The organism is Longicatena sp., assembly GCF_982403165.1.
The window spans coordinates 17588-38773 of the sequence record NZ_CEVYEL010000024.1; the positions used below are offsets into that span (position 1 = coordinate 17588).

Here is a 21186-nt window from a genome sequence, read left to right on the forward strand (position 1 = left end):
CACTTAAACCTCCTTCTCCAACAAAAGAAAACCATCCTCATTGCCAATCAATGCTTTCGTTACTTCTTCTGTTAACAGACTTGTATCAATCACACCGGCAATTTTCTTTAGCTCTTGGTTCAATTGCACACTGTCTTGTACGTTAGGAAAGCGCACATCTGCTAATACATTACCATGATCACTCATTAGCAGCCCGAATTTTCCATCACTTGTTCGAGGATGAAAACTTCCCTTTAATTCTTCAACCCTGCGCTTCACATAGGCATAGCTATCTTCTAACAACTCTAAAACGATCGGACATGTAAAACGTAAGGTATCACTCAATTTGTCTTCCGTTGCCATAAGGATATACTCATCTGCCATATGCGCAATCAGCTTTTCCCTTGTATGAATGCCTCCACCAGACTTTAACGCATGCAAATGGCGGTCAATTTCATCACAACCGTCAAATGCGACATCCACATGTGATACCATACGCAGCGGCAGCAGTGGCAATCCTAAACGAACACAAAGCTTTTCTGTTTCAAAAGATGGTGTTACAACCTTTACCGCCAATTGTTTTTCTATGATAAATTTTGCCAATGCCCCAATCGTTGTTCCCCCACCTAAACCAATGAGCATTCCATCCTTAATAAAGGTTAATGCCGCAAACGCAGTTCTTTCTTTACTATTCATAACAAGTCATCCTCCATTTTTTGATATTGTTCCATCACAAATGCTCTTTGGGCAATACCTTTACAAAAAGCACTGGCACTACCACAAGCAACACCCCAACGCAAAGCTTTTTCATACGTTTTTTCCTTTAACCAACCATACAAAAAACCTGCAACCATGGAATCCCCAGCACCTACCGAATTGACAACTTTTCCCTTTGGACTCGCTATACGATACACTTCATTTGTTTCACTTACCAACATAGCCCCCTTATCTGCCATGGATATGATAACATTTCTAGCTCCTTCCATTTGTAATTGCCGTGCACATGTGACAAGGTCTTGTTCTTGTAAGTCCGCTAACTGAAACAGCTCTTGTAATTCATGATGATTGGGCTTAATTAAGAATGGATGCTGTGGTAATGCCTGACGTAGTGGTTCACCAAAAGCATCCACAACTACATCAATTTGCTTATCATGAAGTTTCTCCATCAACACTGCATAAATATTTGCTGGCACTTGTTTTGGTAAATTCCCTGATAATACTAAGATATCATTTGGCTGTAAGAGTTCCAGCTTTGCATATAGCTGATGCAAATGGGCCGAGGTAATAAGAGGCCCCTGTCCATTGATTTCACTTTCCTCCTGCGCATGAATTTTGACATTGATGCGGGTAAAACCATCTTCTATAGGAATAAAATCTGTCCTGATTCCTTGCTGCTCAATACCTTTTTTTAACGCCTCTCCCGTAAAACCAGCGAAAAATCCTAAAGCAGTGGAGGGTATACCTAAATGTGCAAGCATCATCGACACGTTAATTCCTTTCCCTCCATAAATAATATCTTCTTCCTTGGTGCGGTTGATTGCTCCCTTACATAAGGCATCCAGTGTGATGACATAATCAATTGATGGATTTAAAGTAACGGTGTAGATCATATTGCCACCTCGATAATTTCTGTTTCTTCCTTATATTCATCAGGAATTCCTTTACTAGTGATGATGATTGCATCACTGATATCGGCAGTGCTCATTGCCGTGCAAAGATTAAATTTTGATGCATCGGCTAAAACATAGCATTTTTGAGCATGCTTCATCGCTTCACATTTTACATAAGATTCTTCCATATCCGGCGTCGTAAAACCATTCTCAATGGTAATGCCATTTGTACCTAAAAACGCTTTTGTAAAATTATATTTTTGTAAGGCACTGACAGCACCCAAACCAACAACGGCCATGGTCTTTGCTTTTATTTCCCCAGCTAAGATAAAAACCTTCATCCCCTTGATTGCCAGACGTTCACTTAGATACAAACTATTCGTCACATAGACAGCATCTTTTTCTTCAATAAATTCTGCCATATGTAAGATCGTACTGCCAGCATCCAAATAAATAAAATCATGAGGTTCTATTAAGGTAGCGGCATATTGTGCCAGTCGTCTTTTTTCCTCTATATGTTCTTGGGAACGCTGTGTGACATCGTTCTCTATCGGTGCATACTCCTTTTGTAATAAGGTTGCTCCTCCATGGACCTTACGTAATTTTTTCATCTTATGCAACGACACCAGATCTCTTCGTATCGTTGATTCTGATATATGCAAAGTTTTCGTCAGTTCATTCACTGTTACCGTCTTCTTTTCCTGTAGCAACTGTAGTATTGCCGCAAATCGCTCTTCTGCTAACATATCCTAATTACCTCCTAAGTAACTACAGTTTATCGCCTATTTCAGTCAATGTCAATCTATATCAATCAAAATTAATCATGAATTCGTGCGATATCCGTCAATTCCAAGCATATGTTGCTTCCTTCTGCAAGAATGTTGTTTTATGATGTTCCTATGTAGTACACACTGTTTTCTCGCTTTTAAAAGCATTTTGGATATGCTCTATTCTTATGTATCACTTTACATAGCACTTTCCCAAACTCCTTTTCTTGTTGATTACTTTATCAGTTCTATCCATTGTACACTCTTCGTTTATCGCATTGCATAGCAGATGATAATCTTCTTTTCTTACACATATTGAAAAGAAAATCATATTCCACAAAAAAACACGATTTCGCTAATCGTGCTTTTTTTCATTCTTAACGATGTTTGATTTCAGGAAAAGCTTTGTACAAAGACTTGGCAATTCCATCCTCATCATTACTAGCCGTAATTTCATTTGCAATCAATTTAATTGGTTTTACAGCATTCCCCATGGCTACTCCATGTCCGGCATACTGCAGCATTGTAAGATCATTCATCTCATCCCCAAAAGCGATGATTTCTTCTCTTTGAATTCCTAAACGTTCTGCAATTCCTGCCAGGGCCTTTCCTTTATCAATTCCATTCGATACCACTTCAATATAGAAAGGAGCAGATGTATAAATACTCAGGCGATCGCCAAAGGGCAGCTTAAAATCCTCAAACTGCATCTTCAGATATTCAGGGGGTGCACTGATTAAAAATTTATTTGGCTCAAAATCAACAAATGTCCGTAGATCATCTACCACCATTGTTTTCATATTCGTCGCATGTGCCTCATATTCCAATTGATAAGTATGCGGATCATCGACAACTACATATTCACCTTTATTCACCATAATACCCAGATTCAATGCTTTAGCATTATTGATAATTGGAAGAATATACTTTTTATCTATGGTCTTGTTATAGATAACCTGCTGATTGGGATAATCACAGACATGCGCACCATTATAGCTTAACAAATACCCTTTGAAACGATCCATTTCTAGAATCTTGGCCTCTCGATATAAACCTGGTGTTGGTCGCCCACTGGCTAACACGATGCTAGCTCCAAGTTTTTGTGCTTCTATCAAAGCTGTTCTGGTTTCCTCAGATATTTCCTTCTTACTGTTTGTCAAAGTGCCATCCATATCCATAACAATTAATTTATAACCCATACAAATCTCCTTTCAAAAAAAACCTTACGCGAGCAAAACTGCGCAAGGCTTTCTCTCTTATACTCTTGACAGAATGAAACGGCAATTTCCTTTTACTCTTACACTGCCTGTTCCAGCTGTTGCGAAAATGCTGTCTCCCTTGCGGATACTCAGCATCGTATCATCACTTTCAATCGTTCCTTCCCCATCAACGATAACGAAAGAAGCAAAGCTTTCTTCATCCACCTTGACACTGCATTCACTTTTTACCTCATAAATATAAGTCGTAAAGTAATCACAGGATGCCATCATGGCTACCTGATAGCCATCATATGTCTTAACTTCACCACAAGGCTTAAAATCACTTTCTAATGGAGTCAGATTTGATACATCAATAGCTTTATCAATATGCAATTCTCTTGGTTTTCCATCAGCACCAACACGGCCAAAGTCATATACACGATAGGTCGTATTTGAATTTTGCTGAATCTCACAAATCACGATACCTTCACCGATGGCATGAATGGTACCAGCCTCAATGAAGAATACATCTCCCTTGTGTACAGGGACACTCTTTAATACATCTAGTAATGTATTATTTTCAATACGTTCACGGAATTCTTCCTTTGTGATTTCTTTATTTGTTCCATAATACAGGGAAGCCCCTTCTTCTGCATCCAGAATATACCACATTTCGGTTTTCCCATATTCTTTTTCTACGCGCATTGCGTATTCATTATTTGGATGAACCTGAATGGATAAGTTCCCCTTTGCGTCAATAAATTTAATTAAAATAGGGAAATTCTCAAAAGCCGCACCTTTTGTACCAAGTGCTTCTTTTCCCAACTTCTGCAAATAATCGCCAAACAGCATTCCTTGATCCTCACCACTGTCGACAATACTTTGCCCATCCTTGTGCGTAGAAAGTTCCCAGCTTTCAGCGACAATGTCTAAATCACTTTTTTTGTTGTAGTTTTCCTTTAACTTTGTGCCTCCCCATAAATAATCCTTAAATGCAGGGAGCAATCGTACCATTGCCATAATTAAATTACCTCCAATTTCTTTAATGCTTCAAATATACCTTCTTCTTTGACTGTGCCTGTTACCATATAAGCAACATCATCCAGCAGTGGATCGTGTTTGCGCATAGCTATGCCATACCGCACACTGGCAAGTAGTTCCACATCGTTATCACCATCACCAAAAGCATAAGTTGCCTCATAAGGTATTCCATAATGCTCCATGATAGCTTTTGCGCCAACACCCTTATGCACCGCTTTTTTCCCAATATCCAAGGTGTCACAATTTCGATGTAGGCTCATCTGATAATGCGGACGTAATAACTGCTCGCTTTTTTGCAAGGATGAACGATTGCCAAATGCTAAGGTTATCTTAGAAATACATCCATGCACCTGCTGCAAACTCTTATACTGGACAAAATTGTCTTTCGGAAGCTGAAAATTATCCATAAAATGCAGATAACTTGGATCCTTTAAATCTTTTACATAACAGAAATCATTACTTTCCAGTATGTAATTAATACCATGCGCATCCATATAAGCAATCAATGCCGCAAGCTCCTCATCTTCAAAGATAACTTTATGAATCACTTTACCATGCACCGTGACATATGCCCCATTACATGTGACATAACCATCCAGATGCAAATCCTTCGCACCGCTTGGGATATAACTCAATGCTCTTCCTGTGGCTAATACACACAGATATCCCATATCCTGCAATCGGGAAATCGTCTTTTTTGTGATATTACTTGGTACATAAATCGCATCACGCTCATCTACCAGCGTACCATCGTAATCATACAATACCAAACCTTTTACCATATTCATCCTCCATGGTTTAATTATAGGAGAAATATGGTTTGATTGCAATGTATTTAAGAAGGAATTCAGGAAAAGCAAGTGTAGCGAAAAGCATAGCTAACCGATCATGAACAGCTTCCATCTGCATCAGATAAAGAATCGTTTCTTTGCATAAGAAAACAATTATAAGATGCGTAGCAACAGCATGAATTCGCTATGAAGATGGATAAACGCTTTCTGTTCTTTTTCCGACCATATTGCATTTCCTCCCTATTTTCTGCTGAAATGAGAATTGTACAAGCATCGCTTACATGCTAAAATAAAACCATGAGAAGAGGGATAGGATGGAGATAAAAGCAGTGTTTTTTGATATTGATGGTACTTTTTTTGACCATCACAGCAATCAGGTGTTATCGGAAACGATGGATGCGATCAAACAATTAAAAGCAAATGGTTATAAGGTAGCTTTATGTAGTGGACGCGCAAAAGAAATGGCAGAGCAGTTAGGAGTCTTGCAACTGTTTCCCTGGGATGGCTATGTTGGTGGTGCGGGTGTCAGTGTATATAATGAACAAATGAACATCATTTTTGAAGATACTTTTACAGCAGCGCAATGTGAGCGCATCTTTGCCTTAGGGAAGGAATATGATATATGTATTAATTCTCATGGCAAATATGAGTTTATGACAAAACCGTTAAATGCCTATTCCAAAGCCGCGTTTGACCAATTTCATTGTCAAGTACCTATTGTGAGAGAGTGGGATCATGAACCTTTAGTTGCGTTAAGTGCCTATGAAAAACCTGGCTTTGACTGGCATATGTTTGATGGTATTGAAGGCATAGAAGTGCAGCATCCATCTTTAACATGTGTGGATTTTATGAAGACAAGTGTAAACAAAGCAAGAGGTATCGCTCATCTGATGAAATACTGGCAATTGCCGGCTCATGCTTACTTGGCCTTTGGCGATTCTATGAACGATTTGCAAATGATCCAAGAGGCAGGAATTGGTGTTGTCATGGGCAATGGACATGAAGAATTAAAAAAATACGCAGATGAAGTGATTGGTCCCAGCTGGGAGCCTTCTCTGCGTGATTATCTCCTTATGCATCATTATATTGATGATAAATAAAACTATTCTACGATTTTATATACTTCATTAATATGTTTTTTAATATCCTGAATGGTTTTTTGGGGGGATTTTTCAAAAGCTTCCTTTTGATTCAAGGCGTATTCTTTTATAGAATCGCCTTTTTTATCATATAGTGAATATATGTATGGTTTTTTATAATATTCTTGAAAGGCATGTATCCATTCTTCATCACTATGTAATTCTAAAAGCTCTTGAACGACCTCTTCTGAATAATCATTGACTTTTTGTGCAACTTCTTTTGTGACATCTTGCGGGTGTAATTGAAAGGCTTTTTCACGACTCATAATATAGGCATTCATGCTGTTACCATCTTTATCAAAGAAATTATAATTACCCGGATTTTGATAAAACTTTTCTAATACCTGTTGCATATGTACATTCGAGGCAGGCTGTTCCTGAGAATGTCCATATGTAGCATATCGCCAAAACAGAAATAAGCCAATTGCCACAATTACAGCACTCATCCCCAATCCTATTTTCTTCATTTCATCACCTTCAAGCTATTTTGTTAATATACATTATTAGTATACCATAAATATAGGTGTCTTTTACAAATACACATAAGGAAAAGGCTCCGTAACGAGCCTTTATTCATAAACTTTTATCTCATTTTTTGGTGACACGATGTTATAAACATGCACAACATCGCCGTTTTCATTTAGAAAATTCAAGCTAACCGTTACATATGAACTTTTAGCATCACTTTTTGTATGCAAATACGTAAGAACGGCTGTTTCTGTAATCTTCTCTTTTATCTTAACTGTCGTATTTTCTTCAAATAATTGTACGCTGTATACCTCTTCCCCTGTATACGAAACGGTGTCTTCCCCATCTTACCTCACTTTCCTTTTCCTTATCTATAACAAAATACATTAAATAGCTCAAGATAGCTGACATTCAAAGGTCATAATTAAGCAACATAATACACTATATTTTTTCTTAAGAATCATTAACAATATGATCTTACATTTTTAACCAGTGTATAATGTATACATGAAATCGTACACAACAATGTCCTTTTATCGCACCTTTGCTAAAGACGAAATTAAGCATAATCCCAAAAGAAGAGTTCATCGTAGCGCGCTCTTCTTTTTGACATTCTGTATGTTACTGATTGGAAATGGTTGTCTAAGCTATATACGCACACAACAAAGACAAGCTTTTGCTCATTATGGAGAGTGGAATCGCGTTATTTTCAACGTAGAACAAAAAGATGTGGAAACTGCTAAAAAAGCACATTTAGATACTGTCTTACCTTTGCCATCTTTAGGACAGATCATGGTAAAAAATCAAGATGGCTATGCCCAAATTGGAGAAGTTTCTCAATATACAAAAGAAGCCATGGACTTGTTTCACTTAGAACTATTAGATGGCAGCTATCCGCAAAAGAACAATGATATCATCATCGAGGCCGATGTGTTGAGTTATTTAGGTTATTCCTATCAGCTTCATCAATCGATACAGCTATTGTTAAGCGATGGAAAAATGCATAAGTTTTATCTAACAGGAATCATAAAGCCCTATCGTTCGATGTGGAATGTGCAAGACAGCAATTCTTTATCTGCTGCTTTTGTCAAAGCGAAAGGTAGTCTTTCTTCCTTATGGTTAAAAGATGTACGCGTAAACGAAGACTATCCTTCCATACCAGGTGTTTCTGCTATCAATACCTATGCTTATGATAATATGGTTTGGTTAAATGGCAATAGCAGTCGTTTCTTAATAGGGATGATGTTTGCGTTGTGTATGATTCTTGTATTTATGTATTTCATCATTCGAGATATTCTTATGAGTTATGAAAAAGAAGATCACATCCTAAAACAATTGGGAGCATCGCGTAAGCAAATACGATGGATTCGCTTTTGGTTTTTCATCTATCTCTTGCGTCTGCCAATTCTTTGTGCCTATTTGCTATATTATGGAGGCAGTGCCTTAGGAAGTGATCTATTAAATGATGCACTACACATTGAAGTTGTTGCTTCTTGGTACGTTGGTGGTATTTTTCTTCTTGGCTTGTTGCTAACTATCCTACTCGCCAATTTATTGACGAATCGCAAACAAGAAAAAATGATAAAGAAAACACATATACATAAGCTGACGATACGCCATCCATGGAAAAAGATCACGCCATGGCGCTTGGCTTGGCGAAATCTTACTACATTATCGCATCACACTGTTATTATCATAGTATTGCATGTAATCGTCTTAAGTACCTTCCTCCTATGCATACAAACACAAGCAAATGCCTATATGCAATGGCAAGACTATCAAAAGCGACGAGGAATTGGCGATTATCGTGCTTCATTCAACGTAAATCCAGAATCAAAAAAGATACGTGAACTGGATATAACAGGACTTAAGAGCATCCCCCATGTAACAAGTGTACGCGCCTTTCACATACGCAGTGATATAAAAATAAGCTATGCCAATATGCAACAAGAAACTTGTTTAAAAGATTATCGTACGTATTATCACTATACAAATGTTATTCCTGACACTCATAATACCTATGCCACCCTCATTGCTATCAATGAGGATGCAACCGTGATACCCATCATGCGAAAATATCTAAACTTTGATGAAAAAGCCTTTTTAAACGGTGATTTAGCGATTATAAATACGGAAGCTTTTATCTTTAAAAAAAATACTGGCAGTGAAAATGGATATTCGACAACGGATTACTTACTGGCAGATGGTACCAGAGAACAGGCAAAACAGGATGGTGGTAACTATCATGAAATTCAATATATCCATAAAGGTACGATGTTAACATTGACAGGAAAACATACCATGAAGATGAAAGCATTACCTATGAAAAATAAGTTTTCTGATATGGTGGATGCGCTTGGCGAAGATAGTGGAATTCCATTTACCATCTTTCTTAGTGAAAAGGGGTATGCTAACATCATGGGGGAACATCTTGGTTATCAATCACTTGTCGCTGAAACAGATAAAAAAGCCGATTATCATCATACCGATCAACAAGTCATGAACATTCTTAGTCGTTATGGCGATTTGCATATCACCAACTCTCGTTTAGAGGAAGAAATCCATCAACAAAAATTCTTACAAACGATTCTGCTTTATGGTGCCATAGAAGTGTTCGTCTGTTTTCTATGGCTGTTATTACTGTCAAATCAATATCGTTTGCAACAGGCTTATTTGGATGTAGAACACAAACTTTTACGCATACTAGGTGTAAGTAAATCGTATCTCTTATGCACTGCCTTTTTAGAAGCTATTGTACAAGCCATTATTTCTTTGATTATCACCGCTTGCCTGTATTGGCTGTATGAGAAAATTTTTCACCCATTAACAACATTAGGTGCCCCTAGCAGTCCTTATTATTTAAAGGCGTCTTTGATATGGCACCACCATGTTCCATTACTATGCATCCTGCTCATTAGCTTTTTAAGTTTATCCATCTTATTAAAAGGGAAAGTAGGACAAGAAAAAGGAAGGGATTCTAATGAAATTGCTTGAAGTAAAAAATGTTAATAAATGCTATGCGAGCACAAGAAGAGTGAGTGAAGTTTTACATGATTTAAGTTTTGCTGCTGAAGAAGGAAGCTTTACTGCCATCATGGGAAAAAGTGGTTCTGGTAAAAGCACTTTGTTAAACTGTATCGCTTCTTTGCTTCCTATTGACAGTGGCTCCATCTTAGTAAAAGGACAGGATATCACCGCTTTTTCCCGCAAACAGCGAGAAGTGTATCGTCGTGAGGATATCGGCATTGTCTTTCAGGATTTTGCGTTATTGCCTTTTCATTGTGTCTTGGAAAATATTTTATTACCACTGCATTTAGCAAAGAAAGCAGTAGATCAAGCGCATGTGGAAATGCTTTTACAAGCATTGGACATTGCCCAGTTAACCACAGCATTGCCCCAAGAACTATCCGGTGGTGAACAACAACGTGTCGCGATTGCCAGAGCCTTCGTGCATCAGCCAAAGCTCTTGTTGATGGATGAACCAACCGGAAATTTAGATAGTGAAAACACACATATCCTTATGGAAATGTTAAAAGAACTGCATGAAAAGCAGAAAACAACTATTCTGTTAGTCACTCATGATCGTGATGTAGCCGCTTATGCAGAACGCACATTGCTTTTACAGGATGGTAAGTTTATTGAAAAGTGCGATAATCACTAAGATGCAGAAAGAGCGCCACCATAAGGAAGGCTAAAATAAAAGACATCCGTATAGATTTTTTTATCGTATCTATTCTTGATGTCTTTTTTGTTTAAATTGTATATGATGATAAAAGAAGGCAAAAGACTTTGCTTTTTGCAAACTGCCTATAGAGTAAATTAAATTTTAGTAGCTTACTTAAAATTAAAATATATAAAGCATATGGATTGGTTTTGTAACTCTTTGTGATACAGCAAATTGTGGGTTAATCATCCTCATCATAATTGATAAAGCTTGCTGTTTTTGCATCGGCATAAGATTTAAACTTCTTAAGTAATGGGTGCTGTTTCACACTGTTTAGATCCTGTGAGATCATCGCTGCCAACACTTGAACAAATGGCAGATAGACAAGTGGTGTTAGATCGCTTTCTACCATATCCGATAAGGTCAGTATATGATCATCATCTAAATTGGCGGCATTGCTTAACATAAAGGTATGCTCACTCACACTGCGTGTTGCTTGATAAATCTGTTGCACACGATTGCTTGCCGCATCATTGCCATCAATCAATAAAACCGTATAGGATGGTGTCAATTGCAGGTTAGGTCCATGAATATATTCTTCCATTTCCAAAGGCAGTGCCGGAATATGAATAGTTTCTCCACTTTTCAAAGCACCTTCCAGAGCAATGCCATAACCAGCTCCTGCTCCACATACATAAATGCTATGCATAGAACTGAAATCTTTATAATGTTGTTTTACAAATGTTTGTGCCTTATCGATCATCTCTTCATTTAATTTTATAGCCTTTTTTACTTCATCTAGCTTTTCACTGCGCTTTGTATAAGCAATGGCAAACAGCATCAGATACAACGTCAATGTTGTAACCCCTTTGGTGACATAGCCGACCAATTCTTCCCCAACACCATAATCGAACACAAGATCTGCATGGTCTTTGATATCATGTTCCACATTGCCGGTTAAAGCAACTCCGATATATCCTAACGCTCTTATTTTATCTAATGCCGCAATCGCGTTGGTTGAATAGCCGCTTTGTGATACTACGATAACCACATCATCATCCGCAATCGCATGTTCATACCAAGTGAATGTATAAGGGGTAGTGATTTTTACTTCCATTTGTAAGGTATGCATCAAAAAGCTGCGAGCACAGTGACAAGCATTGTAACTGGAACCACTGGCTACTAGCCATAAACGGCGCATCTTTTTTTCTTCGGCATAGTTTACCAGGGGCGCACACAAGGTAGCATAGTCTTCTATATTCTTCATCGCCTGTGCCGGTGTTTCTTTGATGTAATCCATCATTGTCATTTTTTCCATAATCTATCCTTGGGATTTTAATCTCTTACAAGAGGTATTGTTTGATCCCTTTTCCTTTCTTATTTACTAGGGGAAAAGGTGGATTGCTCCACCTTCTTTTTAATAATTCAGTTTACGGTAATAACGGCGGATTTCCATTGGATGACAAGTTTCTTCTTCCATGTGTGCATCAATGCGATTATTGACTGCATGCATAACCAGATGAGAAATATGAGAACGGAATTCAGGAGAAATACCCTTTAATTCGTAGTCCTTAGTATCAATTACCGTATAGTTCTTACAAATACGTGGTATGAAGTTGACAACTCTTTCAGATAAAGAACGCTGTGCATCTTCTCCAACAAAGATCGTAACCGGTGTATCACGTGTAACGATTTCAAACATACCGTGGAAGAATTCCGGTGCTGTGATGGATTTTGTCTTGATCCATAGCTGTTCTTCCCAATAGCACATAGCATAAGAATACGTAGCTCCCCACTGATTGCCGGCACCGACGAAGTAATGCAATTCATCGTTCCAATGTTTCTTCGCAAATTCTTTTCCAAAGTCATCCGCTTTCTTTTCCACTTCTACCAACGCAACAGCTAAATATTTTTCAAATTCTTCATACATGCGTTCATAATCCGCGAATTCGCCATTATTAAACATGAAGCGATCCGCAACCATGAAGAATTTCAGTTGTTCATTTGCTGAGTAAGCAATTTCATAATCGACCATCTTCGCTAATTCTGTAGTATCGATATCAATAAAGCCTAAGACTTTCGCACCGGCATCCTGTGCTTTTTTTACTGCCTGTACTACTTCAATCGTACTTCCGGTTACACTGGATGTGATGACGATGGTTCCCTTTCCAATACGTTTATTTCCTGTTGTTAGATATTCTGCCGCATTTTCTGCCCATGTTTCAATCGCAGACATCTCTTTCATATGCACAGTCGCCTGCATACTGCTTGCCCATGTTCCACCAATGCCTAACCAGCAAATATTCGTATAACCTTCTTTACAAATCCCATCTACGATCTCATTGATCTTTCCACGCAGAGCCAAAGCTCCATTTACACTATCAATCTGTGCTTGTTCATTAAATTTTAACATTTCCATTTCCTCTCCTTATTTTTTAACCTAAGAATCCAAAGAATGCGCCTGCCAGACCTAAAACAGCCATTAACAGCAGAATCGTCGTTGTTTTAAAGTTTTTACGTAACAGGAAGAATACCACGAAGGTAAATGCCAATGGCAATAAGCCCGGCATGATACCATTACAAATATCCCCGATCGTTGTTGCTTCATCACCGCTACCAATCGCAATCGGTATATTGATCGATACGTTTTCCGCCGTCATACCACCAATAACCATCAGACCCAAAACAGCAGCGCCATAAGTTAAGCTTTCCATCAGACCGCTTTTTTCAATCTTCGTTAAGAATTCAGCTCCCAGTTTATAACCGGCATTCATTAAGAAGAAACGTAAGCCCTGTGCCGGAATATTAAATACCAGCAGGAATAGGATTGGTCCTAAGATATTGCCTTGACGTGCTAAGGAAATACCAATACCGGTTGCAATGATACGTAAAGTTCCCCAGATAAAGCTGTCACCAATACCGGCTAATGGTCCCATTAAGGCAATCTTAATATTATTGATACTGGAAGTATCGAAGTTTTCTTCTGTAGCATTTTGTTCTTCCATCGCTGTAGAAATACCTAACAACAAGGTTGATAAATGTGGTGTTGTGTTAAAGAATTCCAGATGACGCTTCATTGCTTCTGCACGTTCTTCATCTGTTTTATATAATTTGTTAATGATTGGAATCAACGCATAACAATAAGGCAGATTCGCCTGTCGCTCATAGTTCCAGGACCATTCCATAGACAAGGAACGAAGGGCTACTTTATTTAGATCTTTTTTTGTAATCATACTATTTTCTTTTACCGTATTAGAAGTCATCATCTTCATCTCCTTCACTCACACCGGCTGTTTCCACCGCATGCTTATTCTGATTTTTAATTTGGACAAGGACAATTGCCACGATAGCACCAAAGATGGCAATACCGGTTACCGGAATCTTCAAATATGTGCTTAACGCAAAGCCCAAGAAGAAGAAACAAGCAACATTCTTGTTCATGATCATCTGCATCAATAAGCCAAAACCAATTGCAGGTAACAGACCCATTGTCAGTTCTAAGCCTTTTTGTACCCATGCTGGAATCATATCCAGAATGCCCTGAATGACAGGACTACCTAAATAGAAGCTAACACCGACGATCACACCGATGATCAAATTGACACCAAAGAATCCACCTAACAGATGCATTCTTTCAACACCCTTATAATTACCAACAGCGGCATATTTATCTGCTTTATGCACAAACATCGGTAAAATGAAGACCATACTTAAATTCTTAAAAATCAAAACCAGACTGGCAATTGGAAGACCTAATGCCAAGGCTGCCTCAGCACCGGTTCCGGTAGTGATGGCAAATGCCGTACCTAATACGGTTCCACTAATCATTTCCGGTGGAATGGATGCACCTACAGAGAATGCGCCCATAAAGGCAAGCTCCAATGTAGCTCCCAGAGTTACTCCCATTGAAATATCCCCTAATACGATGCCTGTCAATGTTCCCATCACCAATGGTCTGGATAACAAACAGGTACCAAATAAATATTCTGCATTACCAAGCATTGCGACCAATGCAAGTAAGATTGCTTGTAGCATTGTGTAAAACCCTCCTCTTTCTCAAATAGTTTCATGATTATGTTTCTTTATGCGGTTCGCTTTAACCTTCGATACATTTGTGTTTCTTATGCGATTTTATAATACATTTTCCGCATGCACTTTCGCATCATTAGGAACCATGCGAATTTCCACTTCGATTCCTTTGTCTACTAATTCTTTCAGTAAGGTTGTTTCTTCTTCTGTCACATTGATTGCCTTACTGATATTTCTTGTGTTCTCTTTTGCTTTCGTGCCACCTAAATTCACAGACTTAATGACATTTGTTTCTGTTGCGAAACGATAAGCATCTTGAATTGATTCCACAACGATAAACAGTTTGTATTTATCTGTAACACCACTATTCACCGCTGCAATGCCATCTACCACACTTTTCATAACCAGCTTAACGCCTTGTGGTTTGGCCATCTTAATGGTTGTCTTACGTAATTCATCCTTCATGACATCATCATTCGCAATCAGGATACAGTCAGCGCCTAATGCGCTCGTCCAGGAAAATGCCACCTGTCCATGTAATAGTCGGTGGTCAACGCGTAAACATTTAATCATCTTACTTCACCTCTTTCTAAAATTCATCATCTTCCTCAGCTTTTAAATCACCCGCTGCCAGGAAGGTAATGCCGTCTTGGGCATTCTTTACGATACTGTCTTTGACCTGGGCATCAATCACTTGCGGACAGGATAACAGAATATCCATAGCCAAATTCATATTCATTCCGCTGAATACCTTCACATTGTGATGCACACACAGCTGCGATAAGGCTGTATGAACGCTGCCGCCTTTGATATCGCAGAGAATGACAAATTCCATCTGTGGATTTGTTGCAATGCGCTCTTTCAGCTTGTTCATAAAGTCATTTGGATTTTCTCCCGGAAACAGACAGTAGGTTTCTACATCCTGCGTCAGCTCTTCGCCGATAATCATACGCAGGGAGTTTAATAATCCTTCCGCCAGCTTTCCATGGGATGCGAGAATCACTTGTCGCATACTCATCAGCTCCCTTCACTTACTAACTAGCAAAAAGCGTGCCAACTTGGAATTTTCCATGTTAAACACGCTTTTTTCGCTTTTTTTCTTAATTATTCTTCACGTAGTCGAAGATATAGCCAATCTCTTCCACCGGTATTTCGACGCTATAGTAATTTTCAACGACGCTAAACGCTTTTTTCACCGATTTGATAAACGCTATTTCTTTTTCCGCAAAATCTTCCACATTCGTATATGTTTCAATGCTCTTTCTGGTAACCAGACGTTCAATCAAGCAACAGACATGCACATACAAGCCTACACAGGTATTATTCGTCAAGCGAACCTGCAAATCATTTTGCAGCTTATCAATGGCATCGGCAACATGTTCTAACAGCTTGCTAGGATTTAAGATCGTCAGATTGTTCATGATATTGCTTAATGAGAAGTTCTTTAAGATATTTTGTTGGAAGGTCTTCATTTCACTATCACTGATGTAATCCTTAAAATAATCATGCAGCTCATCCAAGGTATCGTTGATGATTAAATCTTCGATTGGTATAAAACGGATATCAGGTATATTAGGATTCAGTGTTCCAACAATACAGATGACTTCGTAATTTTCAAAGAAGGCATCGTGCAGCTGTTTTTCCAATAAGGTATTGTAATCATACGTATAGACATGAATCGGTAAGTCGCATGGTAAGGAATCCACCAGAATCTTTTTCAGCTTTTCGGCAGTTCCCATACCGCTGGCACAGGAACAGAGAATGACCTTTTCGCGATTCTTATGTTCCACGATATGATAATTGGCACTACTGTAATCAATGGCAGTTTCAAAGATTTCTTTCATCGGCGTATTGGAGATGATACCCTGTCCGATTTCCAGTGCTAAACGTGTCGTGACATTGTTCATGATGCCGATGCTGGCATTGGATACTTCTAATCCTTTATAGATTTCCTCCAAAGAGCCCATATCAACCAGTAAAAACAGTTCTTCATATTGCGGAATCTTGGCCAAATAGCGATTTAGCTGTTCAATGATCTGTGTGGAACTAAGCTGTAACGGCATATCCATAGCATCAAACACATAACGCCCTAACAGTTTATTCGCTGCATCGGCCATACTGCTGGCTGTACTGAAACCATGGGCAATGATAATACCGATACGTTTATTCAAATCTGTAATACGATTTAATTTCTTTAGATTTAATGCCAGCACAGAAGTAAACATCGCATCAAATTCCATATCCAAATTTACGGTAAGATTTTCTACGATTTCCTGCGCAATCGCATATTCTCGATGCCATTCGCTCTTTATATAGGAAAGCAATTGTTTGACGTGTTTTTTTTTCTTGCTCCAGCCAATTGTTCATTTCTAACAGGTTGCGGCTGTAATCATCAATATAGGAAGCGATGGCAATTACATCATTATTCACAAATTTAAAACCATAACGTGAACTCAGCATATCAAAGATATTGGAAACGATACCTTGCAAATATTCATTCTTACGAATGGTCTTTTTCTTTTGAAAGACGATGGTTTCCTGATACTCATCAATGCTTTGACATGCTGTTTTTAAGAATAAATCACTGTTTTCTCTTGCATCATAAGCTTTCAACAGTTCTTCATTGCATTTTAGAATGGCGCGCTCATGCGATACGAATTTCGCCAGTTCATGTACAGAGATGAGCTTTTGTTCCGTCATGGATGGCACATTCATCTTCGGCTCTTTCAAGGTTTCCGGCAGATTATATGCCCGTATTTCTAAGCGATCCTTGTTGGGATCTGCATGAAATAACGCGTTGACACAGCTTGCTTGAATCGCATTTTTTAATTCTCCGATATTGGCATTGAAAGTTGTTGATAATAAGGTTTGATAGACAAGGGTAGAAAGATAGATAGATTTATGGATACGCGTTTCTTCTGCCGCAAAGATGGAGTGAATGAGCTGTAGACGCTCATGCGTGCCACGCTCTTCTAAGGAAGGAATCGTGATAATCATCGGAATACGGCGCAGCAAGGTTTTTAATAATACCTCTTCTGGTTTTTCCGTTGTCGCAAAGATTAAACGTAAAGAAGACTGATACCACTTTTCATTATCTCCCACCATGTGATAAATGCCCTTATCCATAAATAAGAAGAGCTTTTCCTGACATTCCGGTGGCAGGCAATGCACCTCATCCAAGAAGAGCACACCGCCTTCTGCCAGTTTGATAAGACCGGGATTATCCTTATCCGCACCGGTAAATGCGCCTTTTTTATGGCCAAATAGATTCGCCGTTAACAACTCCGGATTATTGGCATATTCGCTACAATTAACGATGAGAAATTTTTTATCCGCTTCAATTAATTGATGATTTAAGGCATATTCATACATTAACTGTGCCATGAAGCTTTTTCCGGTACCGGTAGGTCCATACAGTAATAAAGGCAATCCATTTGGCGGATATGATATGGTAGCCTTACATTGATTTACCACATTGGCTAAGCTTTCCTGCGCTCCAATCAGCTTTTCAAAATCCTTTGCTTCCTGTGGCTGCAAGGCTTTTACAAATTCCTTCTTAGATGTGAATTCCTTTTCCTTCAGATGGATAGAAAATAACTTCTCTAATGTCTGCACATCATAAAACAACACCGGACGGGTATTTATTTTAACAAGTTTCCCTTCATTCCATAGCTGGTTTAAATATTGGGATACCATATTACGGCTTAAATGCAACGCTTCACTAATCGCAACTGCATTGCCTGTTTCTGCTAATTCTCTTGTTGTTGCCATAAGGACCTGTTGTCTTACCTTTTCTAACATTACCATCAACCCCTTTTCCATTATTAAGTGTACGAAATTCTCATAGAAAAAGTCAATCAGAAGAATTTGCTTTTTTACGAAAGTTGGCACGCTTTTTGCTAGATATAGATAAGAGGAACTTAGAGGTGATCGTATGAAACAAAATTTAGCAATTCAACAAACGCTTCAACAAAAATATTTATTAACGCAGAAAAATCAGAATGCCTTAGAAGTATTAAAAATGAATCATGAAGAAATCACAAAGCTAGTGTTACAATTTGCGCAACGCAATCCGATGTTTGCCTGTCGCTTTCATCAGGAGAAGGACTATGAAATGATGGATACCGTGCATGCGCCTATCAGCTTAAAGGAAGAGTTGTACTATCAGCTGCACACCTGCAAGACTTCCATACGTGAAGATATTGCCGCCTATTTTATTGAATCCTTAGATGAAAATGGTTATATCAACATCAACGAGGAAGAAGTTGCACACGCTTTTCAAGTAACACTTCAGGAAGTGCAGGATGTATTTACGATTCTTCGTACCTTTGAACCAAGTGGAGTCTTTGCCAAAGATGCCGCTGACTCCTTATATTTGCAATGTTTGCATATGGGAAACACCAAAGGAGCATATCTGCTCAAACATCATGCCGATGCCATCTTATCTCATGATCTTTCTTCTATTGCCAAGCAAATGAACTTAACGATCGAAGAGATCAAGGATATTTTACATTCCATCCGTAAATGTCATCCATATCCTTGTGCTCCATACCAAACCCAAACAACAATCAATATGACCCCGGAAGTGGATATCATCGTTGAAGATGAGGAAATTCGCATTGAACCGATTTCCGTCTTTACCCCTTCCCTGCATCAGGAATATGTCAGTATGATGGAAGAGCATCCACAATTAAAACAATACTTTCAAGAGGCAAGTATTTTTGTCGATATGCTGCATCGCCGCAATGCCTCCTTGCTCATGATCATCAATGAGCTTGTCACCCTTCAAAAAGGCTATTTTCTGTATCATGATGAGCTGCGTCCCTGTACCTTAAAGGATATCGCCCAAAAATTAGGAATGCATGAATCAACTGTTTCCAGAGCCTTGCATCAGAAATATTATCGCTTTGAAGGTGAATGTTATGCTTTTAAACAATTGTTTTCAGCGATGACTTGTCAAGGGGATAGTGCCGATGGAATACGAAAGGCCATCCTTTCTATCATTCGACAGGAAGATAAACACAAACCGTTTTCGGATCAACAATTGGTGATAAAATTATCTGCCATGGATCTTAAGGTTTCACGCAGAACCGTAGCGAAGTATCGAGAACAGTTGCATATCCCCGGTAGTTCACAACGCAAGCTTCGCTAAGTCTGTTTTCACAAGATAGCTCAATGACACATTTACAAAAAGGAATGCATAAAAGCAGAAAAACGTGCAAGACTTTCATTAGGTGATGTGGAATGCTGACATGGAAAGATATGGAAACGCTGTATGAACGCTTAGAAGCGGATGATTGTATCGGTATGTATATTGAAATTAAACAATATGCGCAACACTATTTAAAAGATCGACAAGAATGCCAAAAGGCCGTGGAAATACTGGACCAAATGCTGTCTGTCATGGATCCATGTATTTGCATAAGTGAATGGATGCATGGTTCTTTATTCACGTTGTGGAAAACCATATCCTGGACATATATTCATGATATGATCCAGCAACTAGATGATGCTTTTCCACATGTTGCTTTTGCCTTTGGCATTTGTTATCCCAAAGCACAGGAAGAGCTATCTACCTTATTTTATAAGTGCCAGCTTGCCGCTATCAAAAGCAAGGATCATGCAAAATATACGACATCCTATGAGCTTTATGATCAATTGCTAGAAAACCGCTTATTACAAGCGGTTTCGATACAGGAAATGGTAGAAAAGGCGATGACAAAAGGGAATCTGCGTGTTTTTATACAACCAAAAGTTGATCTGGCTACTCAAACCATATGTGGGGGTGAGGCTTTATTGCGTTTATACCATGAAAACCAATGGCTTCCACTATCTGAATGGATGAAAGAAATTCAAAGAAACAGCTTTATTCGCCAGACGGATGTATATGTTTTACATCAGCTTTTTCATATGTTTGCCTTATGTCAGAAACAACAATTCCCCTTACTGCCAATCAGTGTGAATGTCTCTGAAGCAACACTAGAAAATGCACAGGAATATCTCATGGAAGTAAAAAAACTTACTAAAGCTTCTGCGCTTTCCAGTAAGCTCTTAGAATTTGAAATCAGTGAAGATATTTTATCAAAAGATAATCAAGCCTTATCCGACTTCTTAACTTTCTTGCACCAGGAAGGATATCCGATTGCCATGGATGACTTTGGCAGTGGCAGTGCTTCCTTAACGATGCTTCCTCATCTTCCCTTTACAAGTATCAAACTTGATCGTTCCTTTTTTCCCCAACCTGCCAATGAAAAAAATAACCTGATGTTACAATCAAGTATACGTATGTTAAAACAATGTGGTTATGGCATTGTTGCGGAAGGTGTCGAAGATGAATGCTATCTGCCTCTGTTAAAAGAGGCGCATTGTGATCAGATCCAAGGGCATTATTATTATCAAGCAATGCCAATGTCAGAATACTTGCAGCTATTACGATCATGGGTGTAATAAATATCCACCAGCTTAGCTGGTGGTTTTTACGTAATCGCCCCAAGGGGCT

The 21186-nt window shown here is 38.6% G+C and carries 20 protein-coding genes; 5 read left to right on the forward strand and 15 right to left on the reverse strand.

Annotated features, from left to right (window positions below; translation table 11 throughout):
* Positions 1–3: 3 nt before the first annotated feature.
* The 6 genes from rpiA to AC1VS3_RS06970 all read right to left on the reverse strand — a co-directional run bounded on the left by rpiA (position 4) and on the right by AC1VS3_RS06970 (position 5378).
* The gene (rpiA, locus tag AC1VS3_RS06945) at positions 4–675 is read right to left on the reverse strand and encodes a ribose 5-phosphate isomerase A (RefSeq protein ID WP_117548033.1); all 672 of its coding nucleotides are present in this window, start codon (positions 673–675) and stop codon (positions 4–6) included.
* Complete coding sequence (pfkB, locus tag AC1VS3_RS06950; RefSeq protein ID WP_117548032.1) at positions 672–1589, reverse strand: 1-phosphofructokinase; 918 nt, start codon at positions 1587–1589, stop codon at positions 672–674. The genes rpiA and pfkB overlap by 4 nt, the downstream gene beginning before the upstream one ends.
* Complete coding sequence (locus AC1VS3_RS06955; RefSeq protein ID WP_008979278.1) at positions 1586–2335, reverse strand: DeoR/GlpR family DNA-binding transcription regulator; 750 nt, start codon at positions 2333–2335, stop codon at positions 1586–1588. Before AC1VS3_RS06955 ends, pfkB begins: the two co-directional genes overlap by 4 nt.
* Before the next feature lie 398 nt (positions 2336–2733).
* Complete coding sequence (locus tag AC1VS3_RS06960) at positions 2734–3555, reverse strand: Cof-type HAD-IIB family hydrolase (protein WP_117548031.1); 822 nt, start codon at positions 3553–3555, stop codon at positions 2734–2736.
* 57 nt (positions 3556–3612) lie between these two features.
* The gene (locus tag AC1VS3_RS06965) at positions 3613–4575 is read right to left on the reverse strand and encodes a type I phosphomannose isomerase catalytic subunit (protein ID WP_008690757.1); all 963 of its coding nucleotides are present in this window, start codon (positions 4573–4575) and stop codon (positions 3613–3615) included.
* 2 nt (positions 4576–4577) lie between these two features.
* Complete coding sequence (locus AC1VS3_RS06970; RefSeq protein WP_117548030.1) at positions 4578–5378, reverse strand: Cof-type HAD-IIB family hydrolase; 801 nt, start codon at positions 5376–5378, stop codon at positions 4578–4580.
* 323 nt (positions 5379–5701) lie between these two features.
* On the opposite strand from AC1VS3_RS06970, the gene AC1VS3_RS06975 reads away from it, so the two are divergent.
* Positions 5702–6487: an HAD family hydrolase gene (locus AC1VS3_RS06975; protein WP_117548029.1), complete on the forward strand. Its 786-nt coding sequence runs from the start codon at positions 5702–5704 to the stop codon at positions 6485–6487.
* Positions 6488–6489: 2 nt separating this feature from the next.
* Here AC1VS3_RS06975 and AC1VS3_RS06980 read toward each other — a convergent pair whose 3' ends face one another.
* Complete coding sequence (locus AC1VS3_RS06980) at positions 6490–6993, reverse strand: hypothetical protein (protein ID WP_481275559.1); 504 nt, start codon at positions 6991–6993, stop codon at positions 6490–6492.
* Positions 6994–7612: 619 nt separating this feature from the next.
* On the opposite strand from AC1VS3_RS06980, the gene AC1VS3_RS06985 reads away from it, so the two are divergent.
* Positions 7613–9988 carry an ABC transporter permease gene (locus AC1VS3_RS06985; protein WP_270355613.1) on the forward strand — a complete coding sequence of 792 codons (2376 nt, stop codon included), beginning with the start codon at positions 7613–7615 and terminating at the stop codon, positions 9986–9988.
* Positions 9975–10655 (forward strand): ABC transporter ATP-binding protein, encoded by a 681-nt coding sequence (locus AC1VS3_RS06990; RefSeq protein WP_117548028.1) that lies wholly within the window; start codon positions 9975–9977, stop codon positions 10653–10655. Before AC1VS3_RS06985 ends, AC1VS3_RS06990 begins: the two co-directional genes overlap by 14 nt.
* A gap of 244 nt (positions 10656–10899) precedes the next feature.
* Here the strand turns inward: AC1VS3_RS06990 and AC1VS3_RS06995 are convergent, their stop codons facing one another.
* The 8 genes from AC1VS3_RS06995 to AC1VS3_RS07030 form a co-directional block, all read right to left on the reverse strand.
* On the reverse strand, positions 10900–11976 hold the full coding sequence (locus tag AC1VS3_RS06995) for an SIS domain-containing protein (RefSeq protein ID WP_117548027.1): 1077 nt from the start codon (positions 11974–11976) through the stop codon (positions 10900–10902).
* 99 nt (positions 11977–12075) lie between these two features.
* A complete protein-coding gene (locus AC1VS3_RS07000) occupies positions 12076–13077 on the reverse strand; it encodes an SIS domain-containing protein (RefSeq protein WP_008979286.1) in 1002 nt (333 codons plus the stop codon).
* A gap of 16 nt (positions 13078–13093) precedes the next feature.
* The gene (locus tag AC1VS3_RS07005) at positions 13094–13924 is read right to left on the reverse strand and encodes a PTS system mannose/fructose/sorbose family transporter subunit IID (protein WP_020990866.1); all 831 of its coding nucleotides are present in this window, start codon (positions 13922–13924) and stop codon (positions 13094–13096) included.
* Positions 13911–14693, reverse strand: a complete 783-nt coding sequence (locus tag AC1VS3_RS07010; protein ID WP_008690739.1) for a PTS mannose/fructose/sorbose/N-acetylgalactosamine transporter subunit IIC — start codon at positions 14691–14693, stop codon at positions 13911–13913. Before AC1VS3_RS07010 ends, AC1VS3_RS07005 begins: the two co-directional genes overlap by 14 nt.
* A 96-nt stretch (positions 14694–14789) precedes the next feature.
* A complete protein-coding gene (locus tag AC1VS3_RS07015) occupies positions 14790–15260 on the reverse strand; it encodes a PTS sugar transporter subunit IIB (RefSeq protein WP_117548026.1) in 471 nt (156 codons plus the stop codon).
* Positions 15261–15276: 16 nt separating this feature from the next.
* The gene (locus AC1VS3_RS07020; RefSeq protein WP_117548025.1) at positions 15277–15699 is read right to left on the reverse strand and encodes a PTS sugar transporter subunit IIA; all 423 of its coding nucleotides are present in this window, start codon (positions 15697–15699) and stop codon (positions 15277–15279) included.
* Positions 15700–15787: 88 nt separating this feature from the next.
* Positions 15788–16927 (reverse strand): PRD domain-containing protein, encoded by a 1140-nt coding sequence (locus AC1VS3_RS07025; protein WP_481275560.1) that lies wholly within the window; start codon positions 16925–16927, stop codon positions 15788–15790.
* On the reverse strand, positions 16917–18458 hold the full coding sequence (locus AC1VS3_RS07030; RefSeq protein WP_481275561.1) for a sigma 54-interacting transcriptional regulator: 1542 nt from the start codon (positions 18456–18458) through the stop codon (positions 16917–16919). Before AC1VS3_RS07030 ends, AC1VS3_RS07025 begins: the two co-directional genes overlap by 11 nt.
* A 163-nt stretch (positions 18459–18621) precedes the next feature.
* Between AC1VS3_RS07030 and rpoN the strand changes: the two genes are divergently transcribed.
* Entirely contained in the window at positions 18622–19839 is a 1218-nt protein-coding gene (gene rpoN, locus AC1VS3_RS07035) for an RNA polymerase factor sigma-54 (RefSeq protein WP_117548023.1), read from the forward strand.
* A gap of 92 nt (positions 19840–19931) precedes the next feature.
* Entirely contained in the window at positions 19932–21134 is a 1203-nt protein-coding gene (locus tag AC1VS3_RS07040) for an EAL domain-containing protein (protein WP_117548022.1), read from the forward strand.
* The last annotated feature ends 52 nt before the right edge of the window (positions 21135–21186 follow it).